Origin of the sequence: Cyanobium usitatum str. Tous (assembly GCF_003011885.1) — a bacterium.
In the GTDB taxonomy this organism is placed as follows: Bacteria; Cyanobacteriota; Cyanobacteriia; order PCC-6307; family Cyanobiaceae; genus Cyanobium_A; species Cyanobium_A usitatum.
Genome location: NZ_PXXO01000003.1, coordinates 1 through 18,804, shown reverse-complemented (window position 1 = coordinate 18,804; position 18,804 = coordinate 1). Strand labels below are relative to the sequence as shown.

The following is an 18,804-nucleotide window of genomic DNA, read 5'->3' as shown; positions in this document are numbered from 1 at the left end:
CGTGATCTAGCCCGATGACTCTTCTGCAGGTATTTGGCACCGGCCCAGCCGCATCAGCCTCGCCAAACCTCAGCAGCAGCGATCCGGCCGCAATCGCCGCCACCCTGGCGCCGATGGGCATTGGCTTTGAGCGCTGGCAAGTCCAGGGCGGCTTGTCCCCGGAGGCCGATCCGGCCGCGATCCTGGCCGTCTACGCCACCGAAATCGCCCGAGTGCAGGCCGGTGGTTCTTACCCCACCGTGGATGCGATTCGCCTCACGCCAAACCATCCCGACCGCCAGGCCCTGCGCCAGAAGTTTCTGGCCGAGCACACCCACAGCGAAGACGAGGTGCGCTTTTTCGTAGAGGGCCGCGGCCTTTTCTGCCTGCACATTGGCGATTTGGTGCTGCAGCTGCTCTGTGAAGCGGGCGACTGGATTTCCGTGCCCGCCGGCACGAAGCACTGGTTTGACATGGGTCCAGAACCGCATTTCTGTGCCCTGCGCTTCTTCGACAACCCCGCAGGCTGGGTGGCCGAATTTACCGGCGACCAAATCGCCGACCACTACCCCCGCCTCGACGATTTAGGCGCTTAAAGTTTGAATTGAAGCTGAAAAGAAAAAGTTAGGGTTTTCTCTCGAAATGACATTTCCGGCCAGCCATCTCGCCCCCACCGAGCCCGAGAGGAACAAGGAAGCTGCCAGCCTGATCCGTCAAGTTGGCGATGACCTCAATTTCAGGCTGCGCCAGCTGCACGAGCAATTGTTAGAGCAGGTTCCTGACGTAGATCGCATCGCCTGCGCTCTCTACGAACCCAGCGATGACATGCTCAGAACCTTTGTGCATAGCACTCGCCAGGGCGTAGCCATCAAGGGATATGAGTTTTGCCTTTCCGAAAGCGCCTCCCTCAGCGGCTTAGCGGCTAGCCGTAGCGTTCGGATTTTGGATGAAATCGCCGATGTCGTAAATGCTGCCAATCCCCACTCCCAATGGCTCCTAAACGAGGGCTACCGCTCCTCCTTCACCGTGCCCCTATACGAGAGGCAGGAGTTTATCGGCTTCCTTTTCTACGACTCATTGAAGCCAGCTGCTTTTAGCAAAAAAGTTCAGCGCAGCCTTGAGGTTTACAACACCCTTATCAGCCTGACAATCTCAAATGAATTAAATTTAGTTCGCTCGATCACCACATCTGCTCAGGTTGCTCGCGAATTTGCCAGCCTCCGCGACTTTGAAACCGGCAATCATCTTGAGCGCATGGCTCACTACTCCCGCCTAATCGCCAGGGAGTTAGCCCCTCGCTACGACTTAAGCGATGAATACATTGAACATCTTTACTTATTTGCGCCATTACATGACATTGGCAAAATTGGCATTCCCGACAGTATTTTGCTTAAGTCCGGCGGTCTAAACCCTGAAGAGCGAGCCCTGATGAATACCCATGTTCAAAAGGGTATTGACGTGCTGGAGCGCATGATCGGCGAATTCGGACTTAATACCCTGCCCGACTCCCAGGTGATGCGCAACGTGGTGGCCGGGCACCACGAGTGTCTCGATGGCAGCGGCTACCCCAATGGGCTTAAAGGAGTCGAGATCGCCCTAGAGGCCAGGATCATCGCCGTCGCCGACATTCTCGACGCCCTCACGAGTCACCGGCCTTATAAAGAGCCCTGGTCTGTGAAGGCGGCCATTTGTGAGCTGGAGCGCTTGGTTGAAAGGGGCAAGCTCGATGGCGATTGCGTTCAGGCTCTGAAGTGCCATCTCCCGGAGGTGAACACCATCCGCGACCGGTTCAAAGACAGCTGAGCTAATGCTCCGGTCTTAATCAAGTTGCAGGGGCTCTAACTGCAGGGTCGAATGATCGATGCCCAGCTGGGCCAACTCAGCTTTTGCTCTATGCAGCAGGGCCATGTCGTCTACCTGCTGGGGGTCGCGCAGGAGGTGTGCCGTCAGGGCCGTTTGGGAGGTGCTCATGCCCCAAATATGAATGTGATGCACCGCCGCCACCCCTGGCAGCTCAGCCAAGGTGCGTTCCACCGCATCTCGATCGATCCCTGGCGGGATCCCGTCGAGGCTCACCAGCACCGACTGACGCAGCAGGGTCCAGCCGGACCAGGCCACGGCCAAGCCCACGCCAATACCGGTGAAGGGATCAAGCCAGTGGATGCCGGTGAACTGAATCAACAGGGCACTGACCAGCACCGCAGCACTCACCGCCGCATCGGTGAGCAGGTGCACCACCGCAGCTCGGCGGTTGAGATCGTGGCTGTGGTTGTGGCCAAACAAACGGGCCGAGCCCAGGTTCACCGCAATGCCCAACAGGGCCGCCACCGCCACCGGGCCAGGGGTTAGCTCCACCGGCTTGGCCAGTCTCTGCACGCCTTCAACGATCACAACGGCGGATGCCATCAAGATCAAGGCCGCGTTGATCATCGAAGCCAGCTGGGTGCTGCGGCCAAATCCGTAGGTGAATTGCCTGTTGGCGGGCAGGGCGCTGAGGCGCTCAGCCCCCCAGCCCAGCAGCAACCCCGCCACATCGCCGAGGTTGTGCAGGGCATCGCCGATCAGGGCCAAAGAGCCAAAGCCGATGCCAATGGCCAGCTGCAAAGCGGAGAGGCCGCTGTTGAGCAGCACACTCCAGCGAAAGGCCGCCGGATTGCCATCTCTGTGTTCGTGCTGGATGTGGCGTGGCAGCCGCTGGCGGCCCACCGCTGGATGGCTCATAAACCTTTTGTAGATCGGGTGGACGGTGCTGTCTGCCGAAGTCAGCTCACCAAATCAATCCCCACCGAGTGCATGCGCACCTGGTCTGCAGCGGCGAGATCGCCTGTGAGGGCTGCGACTTCCGCCGCCGCCAGCTCCTGCAGCCGCTCCACCGTGGCCCCACGGCCGAAGCGCTCTTCGCAGAGCAGCCAGTAGAGGCCGAAATGGCGCGCTTCGCTGGCCAGCAGCTCTCCATACAGCTCTCGCAGCTCCGCGTCGGGGCTATGGGCCGCCAACAGGGCCATGCGCTCATGGCTGCGGGCCTCAATCAAGCCAGCCACCAAAAAGGAATCGAGCATGCGCTGGGGTTCGCCCTTGCGCACCTGAGCCGTGAGGGCCGAGCCGTAGGCCGGGGCCGGCAGGGAGCGCAGGGATGCGCCGCGCCGTTGCAGCAATTGCAGTACCTGCTCAAAGTGCTCCAACTCCTCCCGTGCCAGGGGGCTAAGGGCGGCCGCCAAGCCAACCTCGCTGGGATAACGAAACATCAGCTGCAGGGCTACGCCGGCAGCCTTGCGCTCGCAGTGGGCGTGGTCGATCAACAGCAGCTCTGGCTGGGCAATCGCCTGCTCCAGCCAGGCGGGGCTGGAGGGGGCCGCCAACCACTTCACCCGGGCCATCAAGGCTGGGCTCGCAGGTGGGCCACCAGCCCCTCCAGGGCCAGGGTGTAACTGAGCGGCCCAAAGCCACAGATCACGCCCAGGGCCTTATCGGCCAGGGTGGAATGGTGCCGAAACGGCTCGCGGGCGTGGGTGTTGCTCAAGTGCAATTCCACGAAGGGAATCGCCACCCCCAGCAGGGCATCGCGCAGGGCAATTGAGCTGTGGGTGTAAGCGCCGGCATTGATCAAAATGCCATCCACGCTGCCGCGGCCCTCGTGGATGCGATCCACTAGGGCGCCTTCATGGTTGCTTTGAAAGCAGCTGATCGCCGCCCCCAGGGCCTGGGCGCGACTCTCGAGCTCAGCGTTGACCTGATCAAGGGTCTGGCTGCCATAAACACCCGGCTCGCGGGTGCCCAGCAAGTTGAGATTGGGACCGTGGAGAGCGAGCAGCTGCATTGAGAAGGTCGGCTGGTAAGTTCTTCGGGTGTGGTTCGGGTCGGTGCCCGAGTGGTTAATGGGGGCGGACTGTAAATCCGCTGGCTCTGCCTACGTTGGTTCAAATCCAACCCGGCCCACCTTCCACATGCCCTTGTAGCTCAGTGGTAGAGCACTCCCTTGGTAAGGGAGAGGTCACGAGTTCAAATCTCGTCAAGGGCTTACAAAAAGAGGAGCTGGCACCGCTCCTCAAGCACAGTGGTACACCGGCTGCATTTTGCTGACCCTTCGCTGCCTGATCGGGGAAGACCAGGTCATGGTCCTGCAGCTGTTTTGCAAGATGGTGCAGGGGTTGGCCTGGCTCTGAGCAGCCGAAGCCTCAAGCAATTTGCCAGCTTGGGCTGACACGCGGCCTGCCCCTTGACCTCCGCCCCAAGCGCCACCCCGCTCCTGGCCACGCCGATTGCGGCGATGCGGGCACCCGTAAGCACGGGCCTCACCCGCAGCCTGGCCTGGCGGCTGGAGCAGCTAGATCGCCTGGAAGGCCTGTTGCGCGATCAGGAGGCGGCAGTGCTCGAAGCCTTGGCGGCCGACCTAGGCAAACCGCCCCTAGAGGCCACCTTTGAGCTAATAGCGGTGCGTCAGGAGCTGACCCTCACCCGGCGTCAGCTGAAGCGCTGGATGGCACCGCGGCCGATTGGGCTGGATCTGGCCCTGCGGCCCGGCCAGGCCTGGGTGCAAACCGAACCTCTGGGCTGCGTGTTGATCATCGGCCCCTGGAACTACCCATTCCATCTCTGCCTGCGCCCGCTGGTGAGCGCCCTTGCGGCTGGCAACACGGCCGTGATCAAGCCCTCAGAGCATGCGCCCCACATCTCCGCACTCCTGGCCCGCTGCCTACCCATGGCCTTTCCTGCCGAGGTGGTGCAGGTGGTCACCGGCGATGGGGCCGTGGCAGCCGAGCTGCTGGAGCAGCAGTTTGACCACATCCTTTTCACCGGGGGCGGCCGGGTCGGCCGGCTGGTGATGGCCGCCGCCGCCCGCCATCTCACCCCCGTGACCCTGGAGCTGGGCGGCAAGAGTCCGGCGATCGTGCTTGCCGATGCCGACATCGCCACCAGCGCCAAGCGCCTGGCCTGGGGCAAGGGTCTCAATGCTGGTCAAACCTGCATCGCCCCCGACCACCTGCTGGTGCAACCAGCCGTGCGGGAAGCGCTAGTTGCAGCTATCGCTGCCGAATGGCAGCGCTTCTACGGCAGCGATCCCCTCTCCAGCGAGGACATGGGCTCCATCGTCAATGAAGCCCAGTTCCAGCGACTGGAGGCCCTGCTGGCGGGAGCCCGCAGCCGCGGCCAGGTGCTGGCCGGGGGGCGCAGCGATCCCAGCCGCCGGCGCATCGAACCCACCTTGGTAGCAATCGAATCCGGCGACGATCCGCTGATGCAGGAGGAGCTGTTTGGCCCAATCCTGCCCGTGCTGGCAGTAGCCAACCTGGAAGCGGCCCTAGCCGAGGTGAGGGCAAGGCCCAAGCCCCTTGCTCTCTATCTGTTTAGCCACGATCGAGCCGCCCAGCAGCGCACCCTGGACACCACCAGCTCCGGTGGCGTCTGCTTCAACGATGTAGTGATGCAGGCGAGTGGGGCGGCCCTGCCCTTAGGCGGCGTCGGCGAAAGCGGCATGGGCAGCTACCACGGCGAGGCAGGCTTTCTAACCTTTTCGCACCGGCGCACGGTGCTGAGGCGCCCTTTCTGGCTGGATCTGCCCTTCCGCTACCCCCCCTATGCGGGCAAGTTGGCCCTGGTGAAGCGGCTGCTGGGCTAACTGGGGCACGGCGACGGGGGGGGGCGATCAGCAGCTTTGATGCCCCGAAAGCGATCCAGGGACTGGATGGGACGAGGCAACGCCCTTAACGTTCCCGTACCTATAAGTGGTGCCGATGCGTCGCTCCCTTGCCGCCCTGGCCCTAGCGGTGGTGTTGCCCTTCCCGGGTCTGGCCCCTGCGGCAGCCCTGGCAAACGTGGTGGTAAAGCCAGGCGAAACCCTCTCGGAAATTGCCGACCGCCACGGCATCAGCCTCACCCGACTGATGCAGGCCAATGGCATCACCAACCCCAACCTGGTGGTGGCGGGCCAGAGCTTGAGGCTGCCAGGCAGTAGCGCCGCTGGCGCTGGGAGCTCCAGCGGCGCCAGTGTCACCGTCCAGCCCGGAGACACCCTCTCCGACATCGCCGATCGCCAGGGGATCAGCCTCAACCAGTTGATGCAGGCCAACGGCATCACCAACCCCGACATGGTGGTAGCAGGCCAAAAGCTGGTGCTACCTGGATCTCGCCGGGCAACTGCGGCCGCCGCTCCCCGCGAGCTGCCCACCGCCCCTTACACGGTGAAAAGCGGTGAAACCATCTCAGAAATCGCCGATCGCTTTGGCACGAGCACTGAGCGCCTGATTCAGTTAAACGGGATCAGCAATCCAAATCTGGTGGTGGCGGGAACACGCCTGGCCATCCCTGGGCGTCCGTCCTCATCGGCCGCCCCCCGCAGCACAGCGGCCCCGCGCAACGCCAAGGAACACGTGGTGCGCAGCGGTGAGAGTCTCTCCACCATCGCCGACAGCTATGGGCTGCCGGTTGAGCGGCTGGTTGCCATCAACAAAATCGACGACCCCGATCTGGTGGTGTCCGGCGCCCGCCTGAAACTGCAGTCCCCGCCTCCGGTGAAGGCCACTCCAAAGCCAGCCACTCCAAAGCCCGCCGCCGCCCAAGCCAAACCGCAGACCAAACCCCAGGCCAAACCCAATCCCAAGCCGGTGGCAACTGCAACTGCAGTGGCAACGCCAGTAACAACACCAGTGGCCGTGAAAACGCCAGCACCCACACCCACTCCCCGGCCCACACCCACCGTTCAGCAGCCCATACAACAGGCCATACAACAACCTGTTCAACAAGCTGTTCAACAGCCAGTGCAAAAGGCTGCTGAGAGGGCTGTACAACCCGCAGTACAACCAGTCGTACAAGCGGCGGGCCAACCGAAAATCCAACCCACTCCGAAACCCTCCCCAGTCGTTGCCACGCCGATCGCCAAAGCCTCAACCACTTCGACTACCGCAACCACCTCCCCCGCCAGCCGGCCGAGCACTGGCAGCAAGCCCAGCAGCAGCAAACCCAGCAGCAGCAAGCCTCAGGGGCCCGACTGGCGCAGCTACGGCCCGCTGCAGGTGGACTGGGCCAACTGGCAGCCCATGGGGGGCAGTTTCGTAGCCCCAACCCTCAATAGCGATGGCAAGCCCGTTTATTTGGCGGTCAACTGCGGAGCCCGCAAGCTCAATGCCACCAGCCAATCAGGCCAATGGAAAAGCTGGGATGCACCCCAGAGCGACTTTGAGGAGCAGCTAATCAGCGATATCTGCAAAGCCCGGGCCAGCTAATCCAACCGGCTAGCCAAGCACCACAAATCAGGCTGCCCAGTCAGGCAGCCCAGTGAAGTGGCCAGGGCTGGCGCACGTAGCGCCGGCCCGAGGCGCGCAGATAGAGCCGCTGGGCGCCGTCATCGCTTTCGCTGAGCAATTCCTCCTGGGCCAGCCGCCGCAGCAGCCACCCCCAGCTCGCTTCTTGCTGCTGTCGCTGCTCAACCGACACGGCGGATGCGAGCTCCTCAGCCAGGTTGCGTAGATCGCGGCCGGGACGCAGCTCCAGCACCTCCAGCGCCTGGTGCGCCTCAACAGACCAATCCCGACTTTCACGGGGACTACGGCAGTTATCGCAACGGCCGCAGGCAGCCGCCAGTTCCCCTACGGCCAGCAGCAGCGCCTGCTCCCGGCAGCCCTCGCCCTCCGCCACCGCTTCCATCCGCCGCAATTGTTGCTGGGCCAGCTCCAGCCGTTGCTGGTCCTGCTGGCGCTGGGCCCCCACGCCCCGAATTGCCCAGCCCAAGCTGGTGCGATCAGCCGAGTCGTAGAGCACCAGACAGCGCGCCAGTTCCCCATCCCGGCCGGCCCGGCCCGATTCCTGCAGATAACCCTCCGGACTGGCCGGCAGGTCCAGGTGCAGCACTAGTCCCACATCCGATCGGTCCACTCCCATGCCGAAGGCCACGGTGGCCACCAGCACCGGCCGCGGCTGCAGCTGGAAATGCTCCAGGGCCAGCTGGCGGCTTTCGGGGTCCATGCCGGCGTGATAGGCGATCGCCTCCACCCCGACCCCTGTCAAGCGAGCCGCCCATTGCTCCACCGAGCGGCGGGTGCGCGCATAGATCAGCACGGCGCCCCTGGATGCCCCCAGCTCCGCCAGCACCAGGGGCAGGGGATCGGGCGGGCGCACCTGCATGCCGTACACCAGGTTGGTGCGGCGGGCCGAACGCACCTGGATCAGCGGTCGCCGCAGCTGCAGCAGGCGAATGATGTCGGCCCGCACCTGGGGGGCTGCGGTGGCGCTGAGCGCCACTAGGGGCACCCCGGGGCACTGAGCCCGCAATTGGCCTAGGCGGCGGTAGTCGGGGCGGAAATCATGGCCCCAGGCGCTGATGCAGTGGGCCTCGTCCACCGCAAGCGCCACCAGCTGGCCGCTCTCCAGAACGTCGTCGAGCAGCTGGCGGGTGGCTTCCCCCTGCAGCCGCTCCGGGGCCAGATAAAGCAGCCGCAGCCTGTGATCGCGCAGCCGCTGCAGCAGCTGGCGCCGCTCCGGCAAGGCCAGGCCGCCATGCAGGCAGGCGGCAGGGATGCCTCGGCGTTGCAACTGGCTCACCTGGTCCTGCATCAGGGCAACCAGGGGTGAAATCACCAGCACCAGCCCACCACGCACCAAGGCGGGCAGCTGATAACAAAGCGACTTGCCACCGCCAGTGGGCAGCACCGCCAGGCAGTCCTGGCCGGCCAGCAGGGCCTCCACCACCGGCCTCTGACCGGGACGGAAATCGGACCAGCCGAAATGGCGCTCCAGGGCCAGCGCCAGGGGATCAGCGGGGCCAGAAGGCAATTGGGCCCTACCCGTAGTGCTCACTGACCATAGCGACCACCAGATGCGGTGCTAGGGGCCGGTCATGGCAGAGGTGGTCATGGCAGGGGTGGTGGCGGTAGCTGCTCCGGTGACTCCTCCACTAGTTGCAAGCGCACCCGCTTGCCCCCCGCCAACTCCCCCAGGGACACCCGCAGGGTGCTGCCGCTGAGCGACTGCAAGGCAGTGAGCAGTTCGCGCAGGTGGGGCGTGCTGCTGCCGCTCTCCACCCAGAGGCGCTCCTGCAGGCCCCCGAGCCGCCGCCAGCTGGTGTGAAGCTTCAGCACGGCACTCTCCAGGGCCTGGGCCTGGCCCACCGCATCGGCCAGCAAGCCCAGGGCATCGAGTCGTTGAGCCTCCTGCAGCGCCTTCTCGAAATCCAGCTCCCCCTGCTGAAACGCCCGCACCGCCAGAGCTGCCTCCGCCGCCTTGCTCAACCAACGGGCCGTGCAGGTCACCTCCTTGACTCGCTCCAGCTCCGGCTCCTCGCGCAACACCTTGCGCAGGTCCTCCTGCTGGTCTTCTGGCAACTTGGCCAGCTCCTTCACCAGGGGAGCCACAGCCCGCGGTGGCAGGAGATTGTCAGCTGTGCGCTGGCGGATCTCCTCGGGCAAAAGGGGGCTGGTGGCGGCTGTGAACTCATCACTAAGACGGCGCACTTGCTTGCGGGTGATCTGCTGACCCTCATTGGCCGCCTCGCTGATCATCTGCTGCACCTCCGGGTCAGCCTGGGCAGTCTCCAGAAAGGCCCGCTTCGAAAAGTTGTTGACGCTGGTTTCCTCAAGCAGGCCGCCACCCACCAAGCTCTCAGCCGACTCAGCCAGCTGGATCAAGGTGTAAGCCCGGGTCTTGCTGATTTCCCGCTCCCGCAGCCACTGCAGGAAGCCCGTGCCTCGCCCTTCGCCGCCGCGCTTTTCCCGGTCCCGCACCGCCGCCAAAATCCGCCCGCGCCAGATTTCGGTCTGCAGGTCAAAGCGGTCGCACACGGCCCAGGCTTCTTCAAGCCTGGCCAGAAACTCAATCGTGCTGATGGTGTCGCTTTCGGGGTCGGGCAGCTCGAGGTTGAGCACCGGCGGCGCCGGGACCTCCATCGGGTCCATGGCCATGGGAAAGGACGGGCTGCTGTGCTGTCGATGGTGCCATGGGCAGCCAACGTCTCACCAAGGGCGACGAATCGTGACGCCCTTGGTGAAGCCCACCTCCTGCGCGGGTATCTTCGCTCTGGCAGCCACCCGATCTAAAGCGCAGCGATGGCAATCTCCCGCGGCGACAAGGTGCGCATCAAGCGCCCCGAGTCTTACTGGTTCAACGAAGTCGGCACCGTCGCTTCGATCGACACTTCCGGCATCCGCTACCCCGTGGTGGTTCGCTTTGAGAAGGTGAACTACAACGGCTACAGCGGCTCTGAAGGCGGCATCAACACCAACAACTTCGCCGAGAGCGAACTCCAAAAGGCCTGAACCGCTTCAGCCTCTTGGGATCCAAGTTTCTGGACAATTTGCAGGCCTCTCTAAAGCCCGTGCAACTTTTGGTTGCGCGGGCATTTTGCTGGGCAAGCGCCTAAGGCAATGCCGGAATTACCCGAAGTTGAAACCGTGCGGCGGGGTCTCGAGCAGCAGACCCAAGGCTTTGAGATCAGCAGGGTTGAGGTACACCGGGCTAGGGCCATAGCCAGTCCGGTAAACCCCGCTGCATTCGCTGCGGCCTTGTGCGGTTGCCGAGTTGGCGCCTGGTCACGACGGGGAAAATATCTGATGAGCAAGCTCAGCCGAGGGGGGGAAGATGCTGGCAGCTGGGGCGTCCATTTGCGCATGACCGGCCAATTCCTTTGGCTGGAAACCTCGAAACCGGCCTGCCCCCACACCCGCGTGCAAATGTTTGGTGCCAGCAATCAGGAGCTGCGGTTCGTAGACACCCGCAGCTTCGGCCAGATGTGGTGGGTCCCCCCCGGCCAACCGTTGGACTCGGTGATCACGGGCCTGGGGCGGCTGGGCCCCGAGCCCTTCAGCCCAGCCTTCAACGCGGCCTACCTGGCCGAGCGACTGCGGGGCTCGAAGCGGCCAATCAAAAATGCCCTGCTGGATCAGGCGCTGGTGGCGGGGGTGGGCAACATCTACGCCGATGAGTCCCTGTTTGCTGCAGGTATTCGGCCCGCCACCACCAGCGGCAGCCTTGGCGTCTCGCAGCTGGAGCGCCTGCGGCAGGCCCTGGTGGAGGTGCTTGAAACCAGCATCGGCGCCGGCGGCACAACCTTCAGCGACTTCCGCGACCTCAAGGGCAACAACGGCAATTACGGCGGCGTGGCCTGGGTGTACAGGCGTGGTGGCGAACCCTGCCGCCGCTGCCAGACCCCCATTCAACGCGAGAAACTCGGCGGGCGCAGCAGCCACTGGTGCCCGAGCTGCCAGCATTGAACCAACCGCAAGCTTGCGTGGAAACCGCCGCATCACAAACTGCCGAGTTGGCGCAACAGCTCAGCGCGACGATGGCCGCAATTCATCGCCGCGGTTGGTGCGATGGCACGGGAGGCAACTTCAGCTGCGTTCTGCGGTGGCAGCCGCTGGAGCTGCTGATGGCTCCTAGTGGGGTGGATAAGGGCAGCGTTGCCCCTGAGCAGCTGATCGTGGTCGATGCTGCTGGGGCGGTGCTGAAAGGCACCGGGCGGGCCAGCGCCGAAACCGCCCTGCACCTAGCCCTTGTGCAGACCTGTGGAGCCGGTGCGGTGCTGCACACCCATTCCCAAGCCGGCACCCTGCTGTCCCAGCACTACGCACCCACCAAAGCAGGGGCTGCCTTCCTAGTGCTGCAAGACCTGGAGATGCTTAAAGGACTTGAAGGTGTCGCCACCCATGCCACCAGCGTCTCAATTCCAGTACTGGGTAACGATCAGGATCTGGAACGACTGCGCGGCAACGCGGAACCCCACCTTGCGGCAGCGCCCTATGGGCTACTAATAGCGGGTCATGGGCTCTATGCCTGGGGGAAAGATCTGACAACAGCTCGTAGACATCTCGAGATTCTGGAGTTCCTGCTGGAGCAACACTGGCGTCAACTATTGCTTCAGGGGCTAAGCGGCAGGCAGCACGGCAGGGCAGTTGTGCAACGGCATGGCGTGAGCCATGTGCTGCTTGACATTGAGGGCACCACCTGTCCGGTGAGTTTTGTATCAGACACCCTTTTCCCCTATGCGGCTGAGCATCTCGGCAGCTTTTTGGACGAGCAACACAAGGACCCGCAGGTTCAAGAGTTGCTAGCAGAAGTAGAAAAAGCCTGGGTGGAAGATCCAGACCCCGAAGCTCAATCAATTCGGCGGCCGGGCCTATCAGAGGGCAAGGATGGTGTTTTGAAGTACCTGCATTGGCTGATCAAGATGGATCGGAAGCTCACGCCACTGAAAGAGCTGCAGGGGATGATCTGGGAGATTGGCTATCAGAGCGGCGAACTTCAGGGTCCGCTGTTTGAAGATGTACCAGGCGCCCTGCGGCAGTGGCATGCAGCAGGACTGCAATTGGCGGTCTATTCGTCTGGATCAGTTGGAGCCCAACAGCTGATTTACAGATACAGCAGTGGTGGAGATCTCAGGGAGATATTTAGGCATTGGTTTGACACCCGCGTGGGCAGCAAGCGTGATCAAAGCAGCTACAGAAAGATTGCCGAGTCGCTTGATGTTGCCAGCCACCAAATATTGTTCATAAGCGACACCCTGGCCGAATGCGAGGCGGCGGCTGCGAGCGGCATGCAGGTGCTGCTAAGCATCCGCCCAGGCAATCCGGCACAAGCGGTGACTCGATTTGAGAGGATCAGCTCATTCCAAGACCTGGAGCTAAACCCATGAACCAAGGCGATAAGGATATTGATGCCAAAGCTGGGGCACCGCAGACAAACGAGCAGCAGTTGATCTGCCTCAACCAAAACCTGCTTGAAAGCGTAGTAAGCGGTGATTGGCTCACCTATTCCAGCCACTGCAGCCTTGACCTCACCTGCTTCGAAGCAGAGACCAATGGAATCCTCGCAGAGGGTCTTGCCTTCCATCAATTCTATTTCGACCTACCAGCAGCAGCGACAAGCACCCCTTCCACTCCCATACAGGTGAGCATGGCAAGACCACACATTCGCTGGATTAGCCCCGACGCTGCCGTATTGAGCTACACCCGTCTCACTCAGAAGTTGGTCGACGGAGCAGCGGTTACGTCTAGCTGCTGCGAGACGCGTATTTGGCAGAGGATCGATGGCACCTGGAAACACATCCACGTGCATCGTTCCTGAAAGTCATTTTTAGTTACCAAGCCCCACCAAGAAGCTTACCCAACAAAAAAGCCACCCCTTCGGGTGGCTTTTGAGTTAACTGCCCCATCCTCTTTCAAGAAGATGGGGCAATTTAATAGGATGAATGTTTTACCTGGCATCGAGCTATTTTCTCAGGGGGCTGCCCCCCAAATATCGTTGCCGCTGCAGCGTTTCACAGCCGAGTTCGAGATGGATCGGAGTGGTTCCACTGCGCCATGGACACCAGGATAGTATTCATCCTCAGGTTGAACCCTGAGAACTACATAGGTAAGTCAACCACTTAACCCTAAGATTTAGTGATTAAAAACTGGAAACAAGCTTTTGTTTAGAGCCTGAGTTTTGGTCAAGCCCTCGGTCTATTAGTACTCCTCTGCTTCACGCATTACTGCGCTTCCACATAGAGCCTATCAACGGGTGTTCTTCCCGTGACCTTACTGGCTAAAGCCATGGGAATACTCATCTTGAGGTGGGCTTCCCACTTAGATGCTTTCAGCGGTTATCCACTCCGCACATGGCTACCCAGCGTTTACCGTTGGCACGATAACTGGTACACCAGAGGTGCGTTCCTCCCGGTCCTCTCGTACTAGGGAGAAATCCTCTCAATATTCCTGCGCATGCACCGGATATGGACCGAACTGTCTCACGACGTTCTGAACCCAGCTCGCGTACCGCTTTAATGGGCGAACAGCCCAACCCTTGGGACCGACTTCAGCCCCAGGTTGCGATGAGCCGACATCGAGGTGCCAAACCTCCCCGTCGATGTGAACTCTTGGGGGAGATCAGCCTGTTATCCCTAGAGTAACTTTTATCCGTTGAGCGACGGCCCTTCCACGCAGAACCGTCGGATCACTAAAGCCGAGTTTCCTCCCTGTTCGACTTGTAGGTCTCACAGTCAAGCTTGCTTCTGCTTTTACACTCGTCGGCTGATTTCCAACCAGCCTGAGCAAACCTTTGCGCGCCTCCGTTACCTTTTAGGAGGCGACCGCCCCAGTCAAACTGCCCACCAGATACTGTCCAGTCCCCGGATAACGGGTGACTGTTAGAACCCTAGCTCTGAAAGAGTGGTATCTCACCGTTGGCTCACAACAACCCGCAAGCTGTTGATCAAAGCCTCCCACCTATCCTGCGCATTCAGAGCCCGGGCACAATACCAAGCTACAGTAAAGCTTCATAGGGTCTTTCTGTCCGGGTGCACGTAGTCCGCATCTTCACAGACAATTCTATTTCGCCGAGCCTCTCTCCGAGACAGCGCCCAGATCGTTACGCCTTTCGTGCGGGTCGGAACTTACCCGACAAGGAATTTCGCTACCTTAGGACCGTTATAGTTACGGCCGCCGTTCACCGGGGCTTCAGTCGCCAGCTTCGCTTACGCTGACCAGCTTCCTTAACCTTCCGGCACTGGGCAGGCGTCAGCCCCCATACATCGTCTTGCGACTTAGCGGAGACCTGTGTTTTTGGTAAACAGTCGCCTGGGCCTCTTCACTGCGACCACCTTGCGGTGGCACCCCTTCTCCCGAAGTTACGGGGTCATTTTGCCGAGTTCCTTAGAGAGAGTTACCTCGCGCCCCTCGGTATTCTCTACCACCCCACCTGTGTCGGTTTCGGGTACAGGCCATGATGCCTTAACGGGTATAGGGCTTTTCTTGGAAGCATGACGTCACCAACTTCGCTGCCGTAGCAGCTCGCACTCACGCCTCAGCTCAAACCGTTTTCGCCGGTTCTCAACGCCTCGAACGCTTGGACCAGTAACCAACATCTGGCTTGGCTAGCCTTCTCCGTCCCCCTTCCCAAAACATCACAGGTACAGGAATGTTGACCTGTTGTCCATCGACTACGCCTTTCGGCCTCGCCTTAGGTCCTGACTAACCCTCCGCGGACGAGCCTGCCGGAGGAACCCTTAGGGTTTCGGGGCATGGGATTCTCACCCATGTTTTCGCTACTCAAGCCGACATTCTCACTTCCATGTAGTCCACGCCCGCTTACGCTAACGCTTCACCCCGCATGGAACGCTCCCCTACCATTAAACAAGTTTAATCCGCAGCTTCGGTACAATGCTTAGCCCCGTTCATTTTCGGCGCAGGATCGCTCGACCAGTGAGCTATTACGCACTCCTTTGAGGATGGCTGCTTCTAGGCAAACCTCCTGGTTGTCTGGGCAATCCCACCTCCTTTATCACTCAGCATTGATTTGGGGACCTTAGCTGGCGGTCTGGGCTGTTTCCCTTTCGACCATGGAGCTTATCCCCCACAGTCTGACTGCCTAGTTACACACAGGGTATTCAGAGTTCGTATCGATTTGGTACCGCTCTCGCAGCCCGCACCGAAACGGTGGCTTTACCCCCCTGCTGGAGCACTAGACGCTACGCCTCAACGTATTTCGGGGAGAACCAGCTAGCTCCGGGTTCGATTGGCATTTCACCCCTAACCACAGCTCATCCGCTGATTTTTCAACATCAGTCGGTTCGGACCTCCACTTGGTATCACCCAAGCTTCATCCTGGCCATGGTTAGATCACCCGGGTTCGGGTCTATAAACACTGACGATCGCCCTATTCAGACTCGCTTTCGCTATGGCTCCACCATTCCCGGTTTAACCTGCCAGTGCCTATAAGTCGCCGGCTCATTCTTCAACAGGCACACGGTCACCCGATTAGTCGGGCTCCCATTGCTTGTAAGCTCACGGTTTCATGTTCTATTTCACTCCCCTCCCGGGGTTCTTTTCACCTTTCCCTCGCGGTACTGTTTCGCTATCGGTCACACAGGAGTACTTAGCCTTACGAGGTGGTCCTCGCAGATTCACACGGAATTTCACGTGCTCCGTGCTACTCGGGATACAGCTAGGCCAACTTTGTTTTCGAATACGGGGCTTTCACCCTCTGTGGCGCGCCATTCAAACGCTTCTTCTAACTCTGTTGGTCCACGTTGCTGTCCCACAACCCCGATGCTCGGAAGCATCGGTTTAGGCTCTTCCCCGTTCGCTCGCCGCTACTCAGGGAGTCGTTTTTACTTTCCTTTCCTCCAGCTACTAAGATGTTTCAGTTCGCTGGGTTGGCTCGTGCCGCCCTATGGATTCAGGCGGCCGTTCTAAGGGTTGCCCCATTCGGAAATTCCCGGATCAAAGCGTGTTTCCAGCTCCCCGAGACTTATCGCAGGTAACCACGTCCTTCATCGCCTCTGTGTGCCAAGGTATCCACCGTGAGCCCTTTGTAGCTTGACCAATTTCAACTCCCAGTCCTTCAGGCTGTTGAGGCCTATTCTCTCTAGATTCACCTACACTTAATACTCAAATCTCTTTGAATACCTAATGCGGTTTGAATGCCAGGATCAAACTCCCAAACCCTCGGCGGGCTCAGAAGAAAACTGGAAGCTCTCGGCTCTAAAAACTCAATAGAATTTTCTTGATACCAGCTTTAAGCCCTATCCATTGCTGGATGAAACTCAAGCCAGAATCAAGCATCCATGAGATGCTTTATTTCCAGACTTTACCTATGCAGTTGTCAAGGTTCTGCTGACATTCAAACAGCCCTGTCTCCAGGGCAGGATTGAATCCAGCGTCTTTTCAACTAAACTGACTAACCAGCTATCTGGTTAACTCATTAGGATGAAAAGAAGCTGAAATCTTCAGCGAACAACAGTCAAGATCACAAACACAGCAAAACTCCTTACTGCAAAACTTGCAGTTACAGATTGAGGGATGAGCATCATTATTGGATGGAGGTTAGCGGACTCGAACCGCTGACATCCTGCTTGCAAAGCAGGCGCTCTACCAACTGAGCTAAACCCCCAAACACGAATGGGCCATCCTGGACTTGAACCAGGGACCTCACCCTTATCAGGGGTGCGCTCTAACCACCTGAGCTAATGGCCCAGGAGCTCTCGCCGCAACCTAGCTCGCTTTTCGGCTTGCCAGATCAAACACAAATAATTAAATTACATGTGCTTTCGGCTTTACCCGCTGTGGGGTGACCTAGACAAAGTTTAGGAACTGAAAATAAGACCTTCATCTCCAAACTGATTGCTCAGTTCTTCTTGAATTCTTAAATTGAGGCACCGATCGACCTTAGAGATGACAGAATCATGGCCTGAGAATAAATTACTCAGACATCACAATTAGTTATTGTATCCCTGTTAGGAGGTGATCCAGCCGCACCTTCCGGTACGGCTACCTTGTTACGACTTCACCCCAGTCATCAGCCCCACCTTCGGCATCCTCCTCCACAAGGGTTGGAGTAACGACTTCGGGCGTGGCCAACTTCCATGGTGTGACGGGCGGTGTGTACAAGGCCCGGGAACGTATTCACCGCAGTATGCTGACCTGCGATTACTAGCGATTCCTCCTTCACGTAGGCGAGTTGCAGCCTACGATCTGAACTGAGCCACGGTTTATGGGATTTGCTAGCTCTCGCGAGTTTGCTGCCCTTTGTCCGTAGCATTGTAGTACGTGTGTAGCCCAGGATGTAAGGGGCATGATGACTTGACGTCATCCACACCTTCCTCCGGTTTATCACCGGCGGTCTCTCTAGAGTGCCCAACTTAATGCTGGCAACTAAAGACGTGGGTTGCGCTCGTTGCGGGACTTAACCCAACATCTCACGACACGAGCTGACGACAGCCATGCACCACCTGTCACTGCGCTCCCGAAGGCACTTCCAAGTTTCCAAGGAATTCGCAGGATGTCAAACCCTGGTAAGGTTCTTCGCGTTGCATCGAATTAAACCACATACTCCACCGCTTGTGCGGGCCCCCGTCAATTCCTTTGAGTTTCACACTTGCGTGCGTACTCCCCAGGCGGAACACTTAACGCGTTGGCTACGACACCGAGGGGGTCGATTCCCCCGACACCTAGTGTTCATCGTTTACGGCCAGGACTACAGGGGTATCTAATCCCTTTCGCTCCCCTGGCTTTCGTCCATGAGCGTCAGTTATGGCCCAGCAGAGCGCCTTCGCCACTGGTGTTCTTCCCGATATCTACGCATTTCACCGCTACACCGGGAATTCCCTCTGCCCCTACCACACTCTAGTCTTACAGTTTCCATCGCCGAAATGGAGTTGAGCTCCACGTTTTAACGACAGACTTGTAAAACCGCCTGCGGACGCTTTACGCCCAATAATTCCGGATAACGCTTGCCACTCCCGTATTACCGCGGCTGCTGGCACGGAATTAGCCGTGGCTTATTCATCAAGTACCGTCAGATCTTCTTCCTTGATAAAAGAGGTTTACAGCCCAGAGGCCTTCATCCCTCACGCGGCGTTGCTCCGTCAGGCTTGCGCCCATTGCGGAAAATTCCCCACTGCTGCCTCCCGTAGGAGTCTGGGCCGTGTCTCAGTCCCAGTGTGGCTGATCATCCTCTCAGACCAGCTACTGATCGAAGCCTTGGTGAGCCTTTACCACACCAACTAGCTAATCAGACGCGAGCTCATCCTCAGGCGAAATTCATTTCACCTCTCGGCATATGGGGTATTAGCGGCCGTTTCCAGCCGTTATCCCCCTCCTAAGGGCAGATTCTCACGCGTTACTCACCCGTCCGCCACTAACCCGAAGGTTCGTTCGACTTGCATGTGTTAAGCACGCCGCCAGCGTTCATCCTGAGCCAGGATCAAACTCTCCGTTGTAGTTCACGTCCTATCGGCTTTCGCCTCAACTTGAATTGCTTCTCACCCGCTTCAACCCACTGGCGTAGGTCTCACAGTTGGAGCCCCTTCCTCTGACAGAAGGTTTCAAAGAGTGCATTCAGAAATTTCTTTCCTCTTGACTT

The 18,804-nt window shown here is 59.8% G+C and carries 13 protein-coding genes, 4 tRNA genes and 3 rRNA genes; 10 read left to right on the top strand and 10 right to left on the bottom strand.

Going from position 1 to position 18,804, the window contains the following annotated elements; all coding sequences use genetic code 11:
• Window positions 1-14 precede the first annotated feature (14 nt).
• Together C7K55_RS03320 and C7K55_RS03315 are read left to right on the top strand one after the other, a co-directional pair.
• On the top strand, window positions 15-575 hold the full coding sequence (locus C7K55_RS03320; RefSeq protein ID WP_106502006.1) for a 1,2-dihydroxy-3-keto-5-methylthiopentene dioxygenase: 561 nt from the start codon (window positions 15-17) through the stop codon (window positions 573-575).
• A gap of 46 nt (window positions 576-621) precedes the next feature.
• Window positions 622-1,782: an HD-GYP domain-containing protein gene (locus C7K55_RS03315; RefSeq protein WP_106502005.1), complete on the top strand. Its 1,161-nt coding sequence runs from the start codon at window positions 622-624 to the stop codon at window positions 1,780-1,782.
• Window positions 1,783-1,797: 15 nt separating this feature from the next.
• Here the strand turns inward: C7K55_RS03315 and C7K55_RS03310 are convergent, their stop codons facing one another.
• Genes C7K55_RS03310 through aroQ form a run of 3 tightly spaced genes read right to left on the bottom strand, consistent with a single transcriptional unit; the run spans window position 1,798 to window position 3,796 of the window.
• Entirely contained in the window at window positions 1,798-2,700 is a 903-nt protein-coding gene (locus tag C7K55_RS03310) for a cation diffusion facilitator family transporter (protein ID WP_106502004.1), read from the bottom strand.
• A 41-nt stretch (window positions 2,701-2,741) separates the two neighbouring features.
• Window positions 2,742-3,356, bottom strand: coding sequence for a MiaE family protein (locus tag C7K55_RS03305; RefSeq protein ID WP_106502003.1), 615 nt, complete (start codon window positions 3,354-3,356; stop codon window positions 2,742-2,744).
• Window positions 3,356-3,796: a type II 3-dehydroquinate dehydratase gene (aroQ, locus tag C7K55_RS03300; RefSeq protein ID WP_106502002.1), complete on the bottom strand. Its 441-nt coding sequence runs from the start codon at window positions 3,794-3,796 to the stop codon at window positions 3,356-3,358. Before aroQ ends, C7K55_RS03305 begins: the two co-directional genes overlap by 1 nt.
• 37 nt (window positions 3,797-3,833) lie before the next feature.
• Between aroQ and C7K55_RS03295 the strand changes: the two genes are divergently transcribed.
• The 4 genes from C7K55_RS03295 to C7K55_RS03280 all read left to right on the top strand — a co-directional run bounded on the left by C7K55_RS03295 (window position 3,834) and on the right by C7K55_RS03280 (window position 7,199).
• Window positions 3,834-3,915 (top strand) — tRNA-Tyr (locus tag C7K55_RS03295).
• Between the two features lie 10 nt (window positions 3,916-3,925).
• Window positions 3,926-3,997 (top strand) — tRNA-Thr (locus tag C7K55_RS03290).
• A gap of 249 nt (window positions 3,998-4,246) precedes the next feature.
• Window positions 4,247-5,596, top strand: coding sequence for an aldehyde dehydrogenase family protein (locus C7K55_RS03285; RefSeq protein WP_106502174.1), 1,350 nt, complete (start codon window positions 4,247-4,249; stop codon window positions 5,594-5,596).
• 115 nt (window positions 5,597-5,711) lie between these two features.
• Window positions 5,712-7,199 carry a LysM peptidoglycan-binding domain-containing protein gene (locus C7K55_RS03280; RefSeq protein WP_106502173.1) on the top strand — a complete coding sequence of 496 codons (1,488 nt, stop codon included), beginning with the start codon at window positions 5,712-5,714 and terminating at the stop codon, window positions 7,197-7,199.
• 40 nt (window positions 7,200-7,239) lie between these two features.
• On the opposite strand, the gene C7K55_RS03275 is transcribed toward C7K55_RS03280, so the two are convergent.
• Together C7K55_RS03275 and C7K55_RS03270 are read right to left on the bottom strand one after the other, a co-directional pair.
• Window positions 7,240-8,745 (bottom strand): RecQ family ATP-dependent DNA helicase, encoded by a 1,506-nt coding sequence (locus tag C7K55_RS03275; RefSeq protein WP_106502001.1) that lies wholly within the window; start codon window positions 8,743-8,745, stop codon window positions 7,240-7,242.
• A gap of 77 nt (window positions 8,746-8,822) precedes the next feature.
• Window positions 8,823-9,863 (bottom strand): hypothetical protein, encoded by a 1,041-nt coding sequence (locus C7K55_RS03270; protein ID WP_193486133.1) that lies wholly within the window; start codon window positions 9,861-9,863, stop codon window positions 8,823-8,825.
• A 150-nt stretch (window positions 9,864-10,013) separates the two neighbouring features.
• On the opposite strand from C7K55_RS03270, the gene C7K55_RS03265 reads away from it, so the two are divergent.
• The 4 genes from C7K55_RS03265 to C7K55_RS03245 all read left to right on the top strand — a co-directional run bounded on the left by C7K55_RS03265 (window position 10,014) and on the right by C7K55_RS03245 (window position 13,029).
• The gene (locus tag C7K55_RS03265; RefSeq protein ID WP_106502000.1) at window positions 10,014-10,223 is read left to right on the top strand and encodes a photosystem I reaction center subunit IV; all 210 of its coding nucleotides are present in this window, start codon (window positions 10,014-10,016) and stop codon (window positions 10,221-10,223) included.
• A 108-nt stretch (window positions 10,224-10,331) separates the two neighbouring features.
• Entirely contained in the window at window positions 10,332-11,177 is an 846-nt protein-coding gene (locus C7K55_RS03260) for a DNA-formamidopyrimidine glycosylase (protein ID WP_106501999.1), read from the top strand.
• On the top strand, window positions 11,156-12,598 hold the full coding sequence (gene mtnC, locus C7K55_RS14175; RefSeq protein WP_338152860.1) for an acireductone synthase: 1,443 nt from the start codon (window positions 11,156-11,158) through the stop codon (window positions 12,596-12,598). Before C7K55_RS03260 ends, mtnC begins: the two co-directional genes overlap by 22 nt.
• Window positions 12,595-13,029 carry a DUF4440 domain-containing protein gene (locus tag C7K55_RS03245; protein ID WP_106501998.1) on the top strand — a complete coding sequence of 145 codons (435 nt, stop codon included), beginning with the start codon at window positions 12,595-12,597 and terminating at the stop codon, window positions 13,027-13,029. The genes mtnC and C7K55_RS03245 overlap by 4 nt, the downstream gene beginning before the upstream one ends.
• 131 nt (window positions 13,030-13,160) lie before the next feature.
• Here C7K55_RS03245 and rrf read toward each other — a convergent pair.
• From rrf to C7K55_RS03220, 5 genes are all read right to left on the bottom strand, one after another.
• Window positions 13,161-13,277, bottom strand: a 5S ribosomal RNA gene (rrf, locus tag C7K55_RS03240).
• Window positions 13,278-13,389: 112 nt separating this feature from the next.
• Window positions 13,390-16,265, bottom strand: a 23S ribosomal RNA gene (locus C7K55_RS03235).
• A 495-nt stretch (window positions 16,266-16,760) separates the two neighbouring features.
• Window positions 16,761-16,833 (bottom strand) — tRNA-Ala (locus tag C7K55_RS03230).
• Window positions 16,834-16,842: 9 nt separating this feature from the next.
• Window positions 16,843-16,916: transfer RNA gene (locus tag C7K55_RS03225), tRNA-Ile, on the bottom strand.
• Between the two features lie 260 nt (window positions 16,917-17,176).
• Window positions 17,177-18,661, bottom strand: a 16S ribosomal RNA gene (locus C7K55_RS03220).
• Together the 16S, 23S and 5S rRNA genes with 2 tRNA genes alongside form the textbook arrangement of a ribosomal RNA operon.
• Window positions 18,662-18,804: the final 143 nt, after the last annotated feature.